Raw genomic sequence first — 16171 nt, 5'->3', positions numbered from 1 at the left:
GTTTTGGCTAAAGCACAAAAAATGGTAGTCACGGAACGTGACTGCAAAGCACGCCTAGTTCCGGCCGGGCAAATTTCTACCATTCCCGGCGGGGAGTTCGTCTCTATCACTCAGGAACTGGGTGGCAACTACACCATCACCTGGCGTGGTAATATGTATCGTATCGACGGGACTGATGCTGATGCCATTGGCCGTAAACCGATGGTACTGAATTTTGATGCACCGGCAGACGGCAATATCGATGAGCAACAGGTGTGGGACGCGCTGGAAACGGTCTATGATCCGGAAATCCCGATTAATCTGGTGTCTCTGGGGCTGATATATAAAGTGTCTGTGGACCAGGATAAAAAATCTGTTGCTGTAGACATGACCCTGACTGCCCCCGGCTGCGGCATGGGACCGGTACTGGTAGGCGACGTGGAATATCGCATCGGTATGGTGCCCCACGTTGACTCAGTGCACGTTGAACTGGTGTTTGATCCTCCCTGGTCCCGCGATAAAATGAGCGAAGAAGCACAGCTCGAAGCCGGTTTGTTTTTCTAAGAAAAGGTTTTCAACATGACAATGTCACTCCCCGGTAGCCAGGAAATTATTGATGATCTGGCGTTTTTTGATGACTGGGAACAACGTTATCAGTACATTATCGATCTGGGTAAATCTATCCCCGGGTTGCCGGACGATGAGAAAACGCCGGATAAACTGGTTAAAGGCTGCCAGAGCAGCGTGTGGCTTGAGTCACGGGTTGAAAATGGTCTGGTTAAATTTTCTGTAGACAGTGATGCAGTGATTGTTCAGGGATTACTGGCCCTGGTCATGGCGGCGTACAATAACAAAACGCCCCGTCAGATCCTGGATTTTGATGTTGATGCGTACTTTGCAGAGCTTGATCTTGAACGTCATATTACCCCCACACGGGGAAACGGCTTAAGAGCTATTGTTGCGAAAATTCAGGCACTGGCCAAACGTTCAGTTAACTGATTTTCTGAGCGTATTGTCATAAAATCGTCATCACTGTATGACTACACTTTCCGGCTGCGTCAAATGGCAGGGAAGTGATTGACGATTCCCTCTGGTCAACTGGTCTGGAATTGCCTATAATTCGCGGCCAAAATTTTAATGATTCATTGGAGACAGAAGAATGGCTCTTGAGCGTACATTTTCTATTATCAAGCCTGATGCGGTAGCTAAAAACGTAATCGGTGCAATTTACAACCGTTTTGAAACTGCTGGTCTGCGCATCGTAGCATCTAAAATGCTGCACCTGAGCAAAGAACAGGCTGAAGGTTTCTACGCAGAACACAAAGAGCGTCCTTTCTTCGGCGCGCTGGTAGACTTCATGACTTCTGGTCCGGTAATGGTTCAGGTACTTGAAGGCGAAAATGCGGTTGTTAAAAACCGTGAAATCATGGGTGCGACTAACCCGGCTGATGCAGCTGCGGGTACTCTGCGTTCTGATTACGCTGCGTCTATCGACGAAAACGCGGTACACGGTTCTGATGCACCGGAATCTGCTGCTCGTGAAATTGCATACTTCTTCTCTGACGAAGAAATCTGCCCGCGCACCCGTTAATTTTTAGCGATTGCGTAAAAAAGGAGAGCCCCGGCTCTCCTTTTTTGTGTCTGCAATGCAGTGTCTGAAAAGCAGGCACAACAAAGTTATCGCTGTGCCTGTTTCATGCCCTTGCTTAGTCGGTTAAGCCGCGACGTTTCATCAGCGCATCTACTGTAGGTTCCTGACCACGGAACTCAACGTAGTTCTCCATCAAATCTTCACTGTTGCCTTTAGACAGAATTTCTTTGCGGAACAGATCGCCGTTTTCACGGGTCAGGCCACCATTTTCTGCCATGTGGGCAAAGGCATCTGCTGCAAGCACTTCTGTCCACAGGTATGCATAATAACCGGCTGAATAACCACCGGCGAAGGTGTGACTGAAATAGGCGGATTTGTAGCGGGGAGGCACCGGCGCATAATCAATGCCGTGCTTCTCCAGAGCTGCTTTTTCAAAAGCAGCCACATCTTTGACTTCCTCATCCGCGCCAATCATGTGCCATTCCATATCCAGCAGAGCGGCAGCCAGATATTCCACTGTGTTGAAGCCCTGGTTGAAGCTGACAGCTTTCATTACTTTATCCAGCAGAGCCTGAGGAATGGGTTCCCCGGTTTTGTAATGTTTGGCGTAGTTTGCCAGTACTGCAGGATCGATAGCCCAGTCTTCATTAAACTGAGACGGGAATTCAACGAAGTCGCGGGCCGTGTTCGTGCCGGCCAGGCTGGGATATTTTACCAGCGAGAACAGACCGTGATCTGCGTGACCGAATTCATGGAACAGGGTAGTGGTTTCGTCGAATGACAGTAAAGTGGGTTCACCCGGCGCCGGCTTAACAATATTAAGCTCGTTGTAGACAACAGGCTTAGTACCATTCATGAACGACTGAGTAACGAATTCACTCATCCATGCACCACCGCTCTTGCCTTCACGGGCGTAAGGGTCGAAATAGAATAAACCGATGTTAGAACCATCTTCATTGAAGACTTCAAAAAGACGGGCATCATCGACATACACAGGTAAATCAGTACGCTCTTTAAAGGTAATGCCGTACAGCTTTTCCATCGCAAAGAACAGGCCGTTTTCCAGCACGGAGTTCAGTTCGAAGTAAGGTTTAACTTCACTGTCGTCCAGATCGTATTTTGCCTTACGGACTTTCTCAGCATAATACGCCCAGTCCCACGGCTGTACATCACCTGTTACGCCATCAGCATGCATGACTTCTTCAATGGCAGCCGCTTCTTCTTTGGCTTTTTCCACTGCCTGCGGTGCCAGGTCGTCCAGGATTTTAAAGACATTTTCAGGTTTCTTCGCCATCTGGTTTTCAATGGCATAGGAGGCCCAGTTAGGGTAACCAAGTAAGGCTGCTTTCTCAGCACGCAGGTGTGTCAGTTCCAGAATAATCGGGCCATTGACATCCATCGCACGGGTCGCTGATTTTTCCCAGATTTTCTTACGCAGCTCACGGTTTTCCAGGCTAGTCAGAATGGGTTGGCGGGTGGTGTTAACCAGGCTGATCATATAGCCTTCTTTATCCGCCCCTTCTGCCGCTGACTTCAGGCTCGCTTTGTCGCTGTCAGAAAGACCGGCCAGTTCAGATTCATCAGTAACGATAATGGTGTCGTTTTTAAAAGATGCCAGAATATTCTGCGAGAACTGAGTTTGCAGCTTTGTGATCTGCTCATTAATGCCACGTACCTTCGCTTTTAGTTCTTCAGTCAGGTTGGCTCCGGCGCGGACAAACTGCTCGTAGGTTTTTTCCGTCAGACGCTTATCTTCTTTGTTCAGGCTGTCTTTATTCTCATAAACGGTTTTTACCCGTTCAAACAGCTCGCTGTTCAGATGAATGCTGTCACTGTGCGCAGTGAGGCGCGGAGACATTTCAGCTTCAATACGCTGAATTTCTTTATCAGAAATGATACTGGATAAATTAAAGAAAATGGTAGCAACGCGGGTCAGCAACTCACCGCTTTTTTCCATTGCCAGGATGGTATTTTCAAACGTGGCCGGAGCTTCATTACCTGCAATGGCATCTATCTCAGCAGTATGCTCTTCCATGCCAAGTTCAAAAGCGGGTTCATAATTCGCAGTCTCGATTTTATCGAAATCCGGCGCCTGATAGTCCAGCGTACTGGGCTTTAACAGTACGTTTTCAGCTTGCACAGTTTTCTCCTCAGCAGATGCTGTGGCAGAGTGGGATTCTTCTTTGGCAGGGCTGCAGGCGGTCAGTGCCAGTGCGGCAGCTATCGCTGTTGCCATTAGTGACTTTCGCATTAGGTTCTCCATTGATGTCCCGGTTTGTTTTCCGGGTTATTGTTGTAACCGGTGAGAGGCTTCATTGAGGAACACAGGTTCCTTTGAAAACCGGCTTCATTCCTACTCTAGCAACACCGGCGTGAGCGGACAATATTAGCAGTCCCGCTGAACTGCATGTTTATCGTGAAAACTCAGATTTCACCGCTTTCTAAGCCGGTTTCCCTATGATAGAATGCGCGGCTAAAATTTGTGCAGTCAATGCAGTGCCGGTAAAGCGAATTTTCACTGTTACCGCCCGTTCCTGCGGGCCCTTTCAGGCGGTTTCTTCCGCCGTCACCGGCAAGCTCTCACGGAAGACATTTATTCGCACCCCGCACGGCATGTATCTGTGTATTTTACGGGGCCGGACTGCTGCACGTTATGAATATGATTAAGACAGAATTCGGGGTCATCGACGACTTATGGCAAAGACAAACCTTTTAAATCTGAACCGCGCAGCTTTGCGGGAATTTTTCGCTGACATTGGCGAGAAGCCTTTCCGTGCTGACCAGGTGATGAAATGGATTTATCAGCAAGGTGTCAGCGATTTTAATGAGATGAGTAATCTTAATAAAAACCTGCGGGCTAAATTGCTGGAAAATGCAGAAGTTGTTGCGCCTGAAATTGCTTACTACCAGGAAGCCAGCGACGGCACAATTAAGTTTGCTCTGGCGCTGGAAGGCGGACAGGAAGTCGAGTCAGTGTGGATCCCTGAAGCAGAACGGGCCACCCTTTGCGTTTCTTCGCAAGTTGGCTGTGCGCTGGAATGTACTTTCTGTTCCACGGCGCAGCAAGGCTTCAACCGTAATCTGTCTGTCAGCGAAATTATCGGTCAGGTATGGCGTGTGGCAACCTTCCTGGGCCTGTCGAAAGATACATCTAAGCGACCCATTACCAATGTGGTAATGATGGGCATGGGTGAGCCATTGCTGAATCTTAAGAATGTCGTACCTGCTATGGATTTAATGCTGGATGACTTTGGTTTTGGTCTGTCAAAACGCCGTGTTACGCTGAGTACATCAGGCGTTGTTCCTGCGCTGGATATGCTGGGCGATCAGATTGACGTAGCGCTGGCTATTTCTCTGCACGCCCCGACAGATGAACTTCGCAATGAAATCGTTCCTATCAATAAGAAATACAATATTGAGACGTTTCTTGCCGGTGTACGCCGTTATCTCAGTAAGTCCCGCGCGAATCAGGGCAAGGTAACCGTAGAATACGTTATGCTGTCGAACATAAATGACAGTACCGACCAGGCACACCAGCTGGCAAAAGTGCTGAAAGAAACACCGTGCAAAATTAACCTTATCCCGTTTAATCCGTATCCGGGTTCACCTTACCTGTGCTCAAGTAATTCCCGTATTGACCGCTTTGCCAAAGTGCTGATGGGCTACGGCCTGACAGTGGTTGTGCGGAAAACCCGTGGCGACGATATTGATGCTGCATGTGGTCAGTTAGTAGGCGATGTGGTCGACCGTACGAAACGAATGTTAAAGAAACAGATGAAAGGTGAAGCGATTTCAGTAAAAATGGCGCAGTAAGGAATTAATTAAGAGGTAGGAGCTTCATGCGATTAGGCGTACTTGCTCTCGTTATTGCACTGACAGGATGTGTAAGCCAGAACCAGCAAAAGGGGTATTCTGGCGATGATTTTGATATGGAACAGGCCGCAAAGACCCGAATTTCTCTGGGCCTGACTTACCTTAAAAACGGCAATTACCAGCAAGCCAAAGTGAACCTGGACAAAGCGCTGGAATTCGCTCCCAGGTATGCTGACGCGCATTATTCGCTGGCATACTATTACCAGACCGTGGAAGAGTGGGGCAGAGCTGAACAGTCTTACGAGAATGCTCTGGATCTGGCGCCCCGCAATGCCGAAATTGCCAACAGCTACGGTGCTTTTCTTTGTCAGCAGAAAAAATATGACAAAGCTAATGACTTTTACAGCAAAGCACTGAATAACCTGCAATACGCAAATTCAGCGCAAACCTATGAAAATATGGCTATCTGTGCCGCTGACCAGGGCAAGCGTGAAGAAGCCATCGGCTATCTCACAAATGCGCTGAACCATCAGCCCGGCCGTTCCAAAAGCCTCTTCATGCTGACTCAGCTTTACGTTGAAACCGGACAATGGGACGAGGCTGAATCTGTTATGCGTCGTTACGAGCGTGTTTCCCGTGTCAGCCCCGAATCTGTAACGCTGGCTATCGCTATTGCTGAAGGGAAAGGCGATGCTGAGACCGCGCAGGGATACGGCGAAATGCTGGTCACTATGTATCCTCAGAGTGAGGAAGCAAAAGCCTACCGGGAAAGTATTATCCGCAAAGCCAATGCCTCTGCGCAAATAGTGCGCCGGGTAAAACCGAAGGCAGAAGTTCAGGCTAAAGCACAAAAGGTGGTCAGCCCTGAAAGCGCTCCGGTCAGCAAAGAGCCTGCTCCGGTACAAAATGCAGCTGCTGCTGTACAGAATGAACCGCAACCTGATTTACCGGTACTGGAAGACCCGCAAACCCGCTATCATGAAGTGAAGCCGGGCGAAAATTTGTATCGCATTTCACTGAAATACAACATTAAAATGTCGCGCTTACAGGCCTGGAATAAACTCGCCGATCCCGGTGATATCGAGGTAGGTATGCATTTACGTCTTTCGCCCGAAAAATAACACCCACAAGGTATTCAATGAGCACAAACGAAAACCCGGTTGATGAACAGAACACGGCTCCCACTCCCGGCGAAATGTTGCGGGATGCGCGGGAGAAAGCCGGATTGAGTCAGCAACAAATGGCTGACAAACTGTTTCTGAAACTGAAAAATGTCGTGGATATCGAAAATGATCATCTGGACGAGGCAATGTCGGCAACGTTCCAGAAAGGCTATGTCCGCATGTATGCCAGACAACTGGGCATTCAGGAAGCGCCGGTCATCGACAGTTTTAACCGGCTGCACACCGTCACCAGACCGCCGGCACGTTTACAGAGTTTTTCAAAGCGTGTAGCAAAGCAAGCCCATGACGATCGCTGGATGATGGTCACCTGGATCATGTTGCTGTTACTGGTGATGGCGCTGGTTGCCTGGTGGTATCAGCAGTCTGACGGTTTGACGTTCTCTGAACCCTCCGCTGAAAAAGAAGCTGCAACAACCCGCTCAGCATCGCCGCAAGCAGCAGACCCTGCTGTGAGCGAATCTGCACAGCCGTCACTTTCAGTCGCTGAGGAAGCTTCAGACTCCGCAATTGAAGCTGCTGCTGCGGACACGAACCCTGAGGATACAGCGCCTTTGCAGCCTGACATTCAGCCTGAAGGCGACCAACCTGAAGCTGACGTATCAGATGTCACAGAAAGCGCACCGGAGCAAAGCAGCGGCGACATGACCGGCGTTGATGATGCCTCCGCATCCGGTGACAATGCAGAAACAACTGATATTACCGGCGCGGCCACTGTGGAGCTGGTACTTACCTTCGCCGAAGATTGCTGGATTAATATCGAAGATGCCACTGGCGAAGCTATCGCTTATGGTGTGAAAGCCTCCGGACGGGTGATGCCTGTGAGTGGCCAGCCGCCGTTTAAAGTAACTTTAGGTGCACCTGATGGTGTGAGTATTACCTATGACGATGAAGCCGTTGATATTTCCGCGTTTCAGGTTGGCAGAATCGCCCGCTTCACGTTACCAATGCAGGACTAATCATGTTTACTGAAAGCCCCGTCAAACGTCGTAAATCTACGCGCATTAATGTGGGAAGCGTACCCGTCGGTGATGGCGCACCCATTGCTGTACAGTCTATGACAAATACGCCGACAACGGATGTCGATGCTACTGTGGCTCAAATCAAACGTATCGTCGCGGTGGGCGGTGAAATCGTGCGGGTCTCTGTACCTACGATGGAAGCGGCAGAAGCATTTAAAGCTATCCGTGCACAAGTCTCAGTGCCTTTGGTGGCAGATATCCATTTTGATTACCGCATTGCCCTGAAAGTGGCGGAATACGGTGTAGATTGCCTGCGTATTAATCCCGGCAACATCGGCAACATGGAACGGGTTAAATCTGTGGTGGACTGCGCCAGAGACAAAAATATTCCTATCCGTATTGGTGTGAATGGTGGTTCACTGGAGCGTGACCTGCAGGAAAAGTATGGCGAGCCTACTCCCGAAGCGCTGGTTGAGTCTGCCATGCGCCACGTTGATATTCTGGACAAGCTTAACTTCGACCAGTTTAAGGTCAGTGTGAAAGCCTCCGATGTATTCCTGGCAGTCGGTGCATACCGCTTGCTGGCTCAGCAAATTGATCAGCCGCTGCATCTGGGTATTACAGAAGCCGGCGGACAACGTGCCGGTGCCGTAAAAAGTGCAGTAGGGCTGGGTATGTTACTAGCTGAAGGGATCGGAGATACCCTGCGTGTTTCTCTGGCCGCTGACCCGGTTGAAGAAATCAAAGTCGGTTTTGATATCCTTAAGTCGCTGCGTATACGCTCAAGAGGCATCAATTTTATTGCCTGTCCGAGTTGCTCCCGTCAGGAGTTTGATGTCATCGGTACGGTGAACGCACTGGAACAGCGTGTGGAAGATATTTTAACGCCCATGGATGTGTCCATAATCGGTTGCGTTGTTAACGGACCCGGCGAGGCTGAGGTGTCTGATTTAGGTCTGACCGGCGCGCGTAATATGAGCGGTTTCTACGAAGACGGTAAACGTCAGCGTGAGCGTCTGGCTAACGATGACCTGGTGGATCAGCTCGAGCGTCGTATCCGTGCAAAAGCGTCCCGTCTGGATGAAGCAAACAAGATTCCGGTCTCGGTAAAAGAATCGTAAAACCTATAGGGCGAAATGCGGCACAATGAGATAACAAATGCGCCGCTCCGCCGTCAGGGAAGTAACATTGTTGTTTAATACTAAAGCCCCTATAATGCGGGGCTTTTAAGTTTCAGGTAAATGAGAATTTCAGGTGGCTAAGACAATTCAGGCAATCCGTGGAATGAACGACTGCCTGCCGGAAGTGTCCGGTACGTGGCAGCGAGTGGAGTCCACCCTGCGTCAGGTGGTAGCCAGTTACGGTTATCAGGAAATCCGTACTCCTATTGTAGAGAGTACCGATTTATTTAAACGCTCTATCGGTGAAGTGACTGATATCGTTGAAAAAGAAATGTATACCTTCGAAGACAGAAACGGCGACAGCCTGACACTGCGTCCCGAAGGCACGGCGAGCACAGTTCGCGCCGGTAATGAACATGGTTTGCTATATAACCAGCAGCAACGTCTGTGGTACATGGGACCCATGTTCCGTCACGAGCGTCCGCAAAAGGGCCGTTACCGTCAGTTTCACCAGTTTGGTATAGAGACTTATGGTCTCGACGGACCGGATATCGATGTTGAAGTGATCTTGCTGAGTGCCCGCATCTGGAAAGCATTTGGCATCAGTGATCAGGTGACCCTGCAAATTAACTCGCTGGGCTCTAATGAGGCCCGTCGTCTGTACCGTGAAGCGTTGACTGAATATCTGCGGGCACGAGCTGACCAGCTCGATGAAGACTCTCTCCGCCGTCTTGAAACCAACCCTCTGCGTGTGCTGGACAGTAAAAATCCCGATGTGCAGGCGGCGATTCAGGATGCACCATCACTGCTTGATCACCTGGACGAAGAATCCAAAACACATTTTTCAAATTTATGTGAACGATTATCGCAGGCGGGCATCCAATACGAGGTTAATCCACGACTGGTACGCGGGCTCGACTACTACAACCGCACTGTTTTTGAATGGGTGACAGACAGTCTGGGCGCTCAGGGCACAGTATGTGCCGGTGGCCGTTATGACGGTCTGGTTGAGCAGTTGGGTGGCAAAGCCACGCCTGCAGTGGGTTTTGCTATGGGTATGGAGCGGCTGGTATTGCTGTTAACTACCTTGCAGGCCACTGAACAGGATAATATTGCAGCCGATGTGTATGTTACCTCAATGGGGGCTGACGCCTATGCCCTTGAAGTGGCTGAGCTGCTGCGGGACAGTTGTCCTTCCATGCGGGTAATGATGCATTGCGGTGGCGGCAACTTTAAGAAGCAGTTGAAGCGTGCTGATAAGACCGGCGCAGGTTATGCTGTGTTACTTGGCAGCGAAGAAGCTGAGAATAAAGTAGCGACAGTGAAACCGCTGCGTTCTGACGGTGAACAAAAGACGGTAGCACTGGCTGAACTGGCCGGTATGTTGTCAGAGTTAGTGGATTAAGTGCTGCCGGCGGGCAGCCGGCAGGAAGAAGTCGATTTAGAGGTTAAGTACATGGAACATTTCGCCACAGAAGAACAACAAGTCGAAGCGATTAAAAAGTTTTGGAAAGACAATGGCGCGGCCATTGTGATTGGTGCTGTATTAGGTCTGGGTGGCCTGTGGGGCTGGCGTTATTATTCTGATGCCCAGCGCACAGCAAAAGAACAGGCCTCTGCGGACTATCAGGTGGCAGTTGAATCTATTGAAGCTGATGGCAACGCCGGCAAACTGGACAGTTTTCTGGGCAAAACAGAAAGTAGTGGATATGCCACTATCGGTGGTCTGGTCGCTGCGCAGCAAGCCGTAAGCAACAACGATTACGATGCGGCTGTGAAAGCACTCACAGCAGTAAAGGACCAGGCAGCAGATGCGCACCTGGCAACCATTGCTTCACTGCGTCTTGCCCGTATTCAACTGGAACAGGGTAATGACGATGCCGCGCTGTCTACGCTTAAAGCGGTTAATGACAGTGCGTTTGATGGCAACGTGAAAGAAATCGAAGGCGATGTCTATGTGGCGCAGGAAAAATATGATGCGGCACGCATGGCTTACACTGAAGCGTTAGAAGCCGCCAGCGGTAATGTTCTGCTGGAAATGAAGCTGGACAATCTGCCAGTTCTGGCAAGCGAATAACTATAACAGAGGTATCGGATTTGTTAACGAAAACGTGTGGCCGTACAGGCCGGATTACACGGGCTGCGGGACTGGCGCTGGCGCTGTCAGTATCGCTGTCAGGATGTACAACTATTTCAGACTGGTTTGTCGATGACGAAGAGTTAGAAATCCGCAGACTCGCGCCACTGGACGCACAGTTTGTACCCACAGTGAACTGGGAAGCAGAAGTGGGTGAGGGAATCGACAGCTATTTCTCACACCTGCGCCCTGTGTATGCCAATGAGAAATTATATGTTGCCGACCGTCATGGCACGGTAGCGGCACTGGATCCTGAAAGTGGTGAAACACTTTGGGAACAGAACTTTGCTATCTTCAAAGATGAGGGCATGTTCTCGTCTGTAAGCAATCTTTGGAAAAGCGGTGCATCTGCCAAGATCGGTGGGTTGTCTGTTGACGGAAGCCGTGTTTTTGTTGGTACTGAAGATGGCGTACTGATGTCACTGAATGCTGAAACCGGTGAGGTAAACTGGACGCAAACCGTTAATGGTGAAATTCTTGCTTCACCGGTTACCGGCGACAATCTGGTTATCGTTAACACAGGCTCAGGTATTCTTTATGCGCTGGACGTTGAGACCGGCGAGCAGGTCTGGGAACAGGTTGGTGATGTACCGCCATTGACCCTTCGCGGCATTTCTACTCCCGCTGTCAGTAACGGTGGTGTGATTCTGGGTACGCCTACAGGTAAGATTCAGGTGAACATTCTGGATTCCGGACTGATTGCCTGGGAAACACCGATCACTGCGCCCAGCGGTGCGACTGAACTTGAGCGTATCGTTGATGTGGATTCTGCGCCTTTAATGTATGGCGGCACTATTTACGCTATTTCTTACAACGGTACACTGGCAGCGGTTGAGTTACGTTCAGGGCGGGTTATCTGGAAGCGTGAATATGCCTCCTACCGTAATGTGACGATGGACGGTAATACCCTGTACGTAGTCGATAACAACTCTCACGTGTATGCACTGGACCGCCGTAACGGTGTTGAACTGTGGTCGCAGAGCGGCTTGAAAAAGCGCGTACTGACGGCAGCTGAGCCAGCCGGCGACTATCTGGTTGTGGGTGACAAGTGGGGCTTGCTGCACTGGATCAACAAAGAAGACGGAAAAATTGTCGCCCGGTACGACCTGGGCGGCGACGATGAAGATGAATCAGTATTCGCAGCCCCTGTTTATACCGGTAACGCGGTCATTGCCGTTACCCGTGAAGGTGATGTTGCTTCGTTTTCAGTCCCTTAAGTATTACGCCATCCAATCTCTTTTTCGCGCCGTTCCGGTTTAGCTGACGGCGCCTGCTAATATAGGGTATAATCGCCCGGTTCATTCAGTAGCCGCGAGTTCCGCGGCTACTGCATTTTTAAACCAGTTTATTTTAGGACTTCAAGCATGTTGCCTGTTGTTGCCCTCGTGGGTCGCCCGAATGTGGGTAAATCTACATTGTTTAACCGATTAACCAACACCCGTGATGCACTGGTTGCAGACTTTCCCGGTTTGACCCGCGACCGGAAATACGGGCAGGCGACCTGGGAGCAAAAGCAATTCATTGTTGTAGATACCGGCGGTATCACCGGCGATGAAGAAGGGATTGATGCAGAAATGGCGCATCAGTCGCTGCGTGCTATTGATGAAGCTGACGTGGTTCTGTTCCTCGTTGATGCCCGTGCAGGCTTGTTACCTGCGGATATCGGCATTGCAGAACACTTACGTAAAGTGAACAAGAAGCTGTTTGTGGTTGCCAACAAAGTCGACGGCATCGACGGCGACAGTGAAAGCGCTGATTTCTATACTCTTGGTCTTGGCACCATCCACCAGATTGCTGCCGCTCACGGCCGTGGCGTTTCTCTGTTACTGGAACAGGCGCTGACACCTCTGGCGGAAGAATTTCCGGACATGCAGGTGCAGCCAAAAGAGGTTCATGAAGAACTGGACGCTGAGCAGCAGTTAGAAAGGCTGAAGAACCTCCCGATTAAACTGGCGATTGTAGGCAAACCCAATGTGGGTAAATCCACGCTGACCAACCGTATTCTCGGTGAAGATCGTGTGGTTGTGTTCGATATGCCGGGTACCACCCGTGACAGTGTTTACATTCCTCTTGAGCGTGACGGGCGGGAGTATATCCTTATTGATACAGCCGGTGTGCGCCGCCGCAAGCGCGTTGCTGATGCAGTAGAAAAATTCTCTATTGTTAAAACACTGCAGGCTATTGAAGAAGCCAACGTTGTATTAATGGTGATTGATGCCCGTGAAGGGATTGCGGATCAGGATCTCAGCTTACTGGGTTACATTCTGAATTCCGGCCGTTCACTGGTGGTCGCAGTGAATAAATGGGACGGTCTGAGCACAGACATTAAAGATGATATCAAGCGGGAGCTTGATCGCCGTCTCGGGTTTATTGACTTTGCCCGTTTGCATTTTATATCGGCTCTGCACGGCTCCGGTGTGGGTAATTTGTTTGAGTCAGTGATTGAGGCGTACGACAGTGCTACCCAGCGTGTGGGTACGGCTATGCTTACTCAAATCATGGAAATGGCTCAGGCAGAGCACCAGCCTCCAATGGTTCGTGGTCGCCGTGTGAAAATGAAATACGCCCACGCCGGTGGTTATAACCCGCCGGTTATCGTGATCCACGGCAACCAGGTCGACGATCTGCCGGGGTCTTATAAACGTTATCTGATGAACTATTACCGTAAGTCACTGAAAGTGATGGGAACGCCTATTAAAATAGAGTTCCGTGAAGGGGCGAACCCGTTTGAAGGTAAGAAGAATCAGCTTACGCTGGCGCAGCAGCGCAAACGTAAGCGTATGATGGCATTCCACAAAAGCAAGAAGTAAGCCCCGTCCTTATTGCGCTGATGACATACCTCTGATGGTTTTCATCAGCGCGGACTCACCCGGTACTTCAATTGCCGGTAGCGCCGCTGACACCAGATTATCAGCTATTCTGGGTGGAAATGTGGTGGATAATGTCACCAGCTTATCTTTCATTTCAAAAACATAAGTCGTCGCGAATAATGGCTCACCGATTTCATTTTCTGCATGCACGGCCATACGGTAACCATTAAAGCGTTGTGAAGCCGAATTTATCGTGAAAGCTGATACCGGACTGTCTGTGATCAGCGTGAGTCCCTGTGCAGCCGACATCTGTGTCGCTTCTTTCAGATTTTCTTCCAGTGCTGCCTGCAGCCTTTGGGATTCCGGCATGGATAAGTCCATCAGCACCGGTCCGACAGTAATATCTATCAGTGCGTCATCAAATTCAGGGTGGCTGTAACGGCTGATAATGCCTTTAAACGGATCAGGATAATGCTGGGTATCCTGAAGGATAAATTCGCCGATGGATTGAGGCAGGACCAACTCTGAATTGTAGTCGCTGGCACCCAGCGCGGTGAAAAGGTATTCAGCAGAGAAAACAGATTTTCGCAGCGACGCCAGCCACCAGGTGTCCAGTATTTCTGATGCAAGTTCAGTGACAGGCTTTTCCGTTTTCGAGTAAGTTTCAAATCGTTGAGAGTCTATTTCCACACCACGCCATTGCACGGTGAATTCAGTAAAATAATGCGGCGTGGTGTTTGCCGGCCATAAGCCTGCTGTCGCTGAGTGAAGTGAGACGCCATCACTATCGTTATCAGCAACCTGTGCTGATAACGATGCTATGAGGATTTCATAGTCAGCGGCATCTGACTCTGTCAGTACATCATCAAACCAGTTCTTTTCTTTGAGAATAGCGGCAAATTCATTCCCGGCAATAGCATCTTCAATACAACGGTCAGTGGTATTGACCTGTTGACAGCGTGCACTCATGGTATCGCCCGGCCAGGTGGAAAACAGTGCTACGGGAGCCGCAACATGATATTTGGGTAAAAACGAAGGCGCGGGCGCGGGTTTTTCTGGCACTTGCTGACAACCGGTTATCAAAACCAGTGGCAACAGACTGCAAACCTTATTCACAAAGATTCCTGATATCGGGAAGGATTAGGGGAGGGCTAGTGTGACCTAACCCCGGCCCGTGCTCAAGTGTCTTTTCACAGACTTTTCTTCGCGGTGGTCACCTTACTGATAATTTCGCCACTGGCAAGGCGGGTGGTGATTTCATCTCCCTCACTGACTTCCGTCGCTGACAGCACCGGCTTATCGTCAGCAAAAGTGATGCTGTAGCCGCGTGTGAGTGTTTGCAGCGGGCTCACTGAATTCAGTAATTGTGCCTGACCCTGCAATTGCCTGTTTTTACTTTCAAGCAGGCGCTGAACCGATTTTTTTAGCGCGCTGTCGAGCTGACTGCAACGGTCTTGCAGGCGGACCACCCGATTTGCGGGGTTTTGTCTGTCCAGCCTGCGCAGCAAGTTATTCAGCCTGGTGGCATAACCTGCGATCCGTGACTCCATAGCATGACTCAGGGCCAGTGCTGCGCGATCCAGAGACTGTGACTGACTTTGTAAACGTCGTTCCGGATGCACCGCTTTCAGGCGCTGCTGTAATACGGCGAGCTGGTGTTGCTGTTGTCTGAACTGTTGTTGCCAGGCACGTTTAAGTGCTGCCGCTTTTTGTTGCACAAATGCCAGACGTTCGCTCTGATCCCGGCTTAACAGCTCAGCACCTGCAGACGGAGTAGGGGCGCGCACGTCTGCCACAAAGTCGGCAATGGTTACATCCACTTCGTGACCCACCGCACTCACCACCGGCACCGGCGATGCAGAAATACAATGGGCCAGCGCTTCATCATTAAAGCACCATAAGTCTTCCAGCGAACCGCCACCACGGGTGAGCAGTATGACATCGACCTCATCGCGATGGTACGCGGTTTCCAGCGCATGGATAATTTGCGCAGGGGCCTGTTCGCCCTGCACAAGCGTTGGATACACGATGACTTCTGTTGCCGGGCTGCGGCGTTTCAATACCGTAAGTACATCGTGCAAAGCGGCACCAGCGGAAGAGGTGACCACACCGATTTTATTAATTACCTGAGGGACAGGGCGCTTGGCATCGGCATCAAACAAGCCGTCGCGCTGTAATTTCAGTTTGAGGGCCTCAAAGGCTTGTTTCAGCGCGCCGTCACCGTCAGCTTCAAGATGTTCAATAACCAGTTGATAGTCGCCCCGTGGCTCATACAAGCCCACAGAAGCGCGCACTAACACTTTGTCGCCTTCCTTCGGGCGCTGTTTTACATAGCGGTTTGACCCCTTGAACATGGCCGCCCGTACCTGGGCTTTGTTATCTTTGAGGGTGAAATACCAGTGTCCCGAGGAGGCGGCGACGAAATTAGAGATTTCTGCAGACAACCAGACAAGGCCGATTTCGCCTTCCAATACGGTCCTTGCCAGCCTGTTCAGCTTGGTCACAGTGAGAATTTGACGGGATGTAGAAGGGGAATTAAACAGCATAAATAAAAAATCATCAGGTTTAGGACAATTA

14 protein-coding genes are annotated in these 16171 nt (G+C 50.3%); 11 read left to right on the top strand and 3 right to left on the bottom strand.

Features of this window, described 5'->3' with window-relative positions; all coding sequences use genetic code 11:
• The first annotated feature begins 21 nt into the window (after window positions 1-21).
• The 3 genes from sufT to ndk all read left to right on the top strand — a co-directional run bounded on the left by sufT (window position 22) and on the right by ndk (window position 1570).
• Window positions 22-543 carry a putative Fe-S cluster assembly protein SufT gene (gene sufT / locus DS731_RS14565; protein ID WP_119502015.1) on the top strand — a complete coding sequence of 174 codons (522 nt, stop codon included), beginning with the start codon at window positions 22-24 and terminating at the stop codon, window positions 541-543.
• A 21-nt stretch (window positions 544-564) separates the two neighbouring features.
• Window positions 565-978: a SufE family protein gene (locus tag DS731_RS14560; RefSeq protein WP_119503435.1), complete on the top strand. Its 414-nt coding sequence runs from the start codon at window positions 565-567 to the stop codon at window positions 976-978.
• Window positions 979-1138: 160 nt separating this feature from the next.
• Window positions 1139-1570: a nucleoside-diphosphate kinase gene (gene ndk, locus DS731_RS14555; protein WP_070125710.1), complete on the top strand. Its 432-nt coding sequence runs from the start codon at window positions 1139-1141 to the stop codon at window positions 1568-1570.
• A 115-nt stretch (window positions 1571-1685) separates the two neighbouring features.
• Here ndk and DS731_RS14550 read toward each other — a convergent pair whose 3' ends face one another.
• Window positions 1686-3821 (bottom strand): M3 family metallopeptidase, encoded by a 2136-nt coding sequence (locus DS731_RS14550; RefSeq protein WP_119502014.1) that lies wholly within the window; start codon window positions 3819-3821, stop codon window positions 1686-1688.
• A gap of 443 nt (window positions 3822-4264) precedes the next feature.
• On the opposite strand from DS731_RS14550, the gene DS731_RS14545 reads away from it, so the two are divergent.
• The 8 genes from DS731_RS14545 to der all read left to right on the top strand — a co-directional run bounded on the left by DS731_RS14545 (window position 4265) and on the right by der (window position 13594).
• Entirely contained in the window at window positions 4265-5383 is a 1119-nt protein-coding gene (locus DS731_RS14545) for a bifunctional tRNA (adenosine(37)-C2)-methyltransferase TrmG/ribosomal RNA large subunit methyltransferase RlmN (protein WP_119502012.1), read from the top strand.
• A 26-nt stretch (window positions 5384-5409) separates the two neighbouring features.
• Window positions 5410-6504: a type IV pilus biogenesis/stability protein PilW gene (pilW, locus tag DS731_RS14540; RefSeq protein ID WP_119502011.1), complete on the top strand. Its 1095-nt coding sequence runs from the start codon at window positions 5410-5412 to the stop codon at window positions 6502-6504.
• Between the two features lie 17 nt (window positions 6505-6521).
• Window positions 6522-7523 carry a RodZ domain-containing protein gene (locus tag DS731_RS14535; RefSeq protein WP_119502010.1) on the top strand — a complete coding sequence of 334 codons (1002 nt, stop codon included), beginning with the start codon at window positions 6522-6524 and terminating at the stop codon, window positions 7521-7523.
• A gap of 2 nt (window positions 7524-7525) precedes the next feature.
• Entirely contained in the window at window positions 7526-8647 is a 1122-nt protein-coding gene (ispG, locus tag DS731_RS14530; RefSeq protein WP_119502009.1) for a flavodoxin-dependent (E)-4-hydroxy-3-methylbut-2-enyl-diphosphate synthase, read from the top strand.
• A gap of 133 nt (window positions 8648-8780) precedes the next feature.
• Window positions 8781-10052: a histidine--tRNA ligase gene (gene hisS / locus DS731_RS14525; RefSeq protein WP_119502008.1), complete on the top strand. Its 1272-nt coding sequence runs from the start codon at window positions 8781-8783 to the stop codon at window positions 10050-10052.
• Window positions 10053-10103: 51 nt separating this feature from the next.
• Entirely contained in the window at window positions 10104-10724 is a 621-nt protein-coding gene (locus DS731_RS14520) for a YfgM family protein (RefSeq protein WP_119503434.1), read from the top strand.
• 20 nt (window positions 10725-10744) lie between these two features.
• Window positions 10745-12001 carry an outer membrane protein assembly factor BamB gene (gene bamB, locus DS731_RS14515; RefSeq protein ID WP_119502007.1) on the top strand — a complete coding sequence of 419 codons (1257 nt, stop codon included), beginning with the start codon at window positions 10745-10747 and terminating at the stop codon, window positions 11999-12001.
• 147 nt (window positions 12002-12148) lie between these two features.
• On the top strand, window positions 12149-13594 hold the full coding sequence (der, locus tag DS731_RS14510; RefSeq protein WP_119502006.1) for a ribosome biogenesis GTPase Der: 1446 nt from the start codon (window positions 12149-12151) through the stop codon (window positions 13592-13594).
• Window positions 13595-13603: 9 nt separating this feature from the next.
• Here der and DS731_RS14505 read toward each other — a convergent pair whose 3' ends face one another.
• A complete protein-coding gene (locus DS731_RS14505) occupies window positions 13604-14710 on the bottom strand; it encodes a hypothetical protein (RefSeq protein ID WP_119502005.1) in 1107 nt (368 codons plus the stop codon).
• 74 nt (window positions 14711-14784) lie between these two features.
• Window positions 14785-16140, bottom strand: a complete 1356-nt coding sequence (gene xseA / locus DS731_RS14500) for an exodeoxyribonuclease VII large subunit (protein ID WP_119503433.1) — start codon at window positions 16138-16140, stop codon at window positions 14785-14787.
• Between the last annotated feature and the right edge of the window lie 31 nt (window positions 16141-16171).

The sequence above is a fragment of the Alteromonas sp. RKMC-009 genome (genome assembly GCF_003584565.2).
Classification (GTDB): domain Bacteria; phylum Pseudomonadota; class Gammaproteobacteria; order Enterobacterales; family Alteromonadaceae; genus Alteromonas.
The sequence above is the reverse complement of the archived record's forward strand: the minus strand, read 5'-3'. Positions and strand labels throughout refer to the sequence as shown.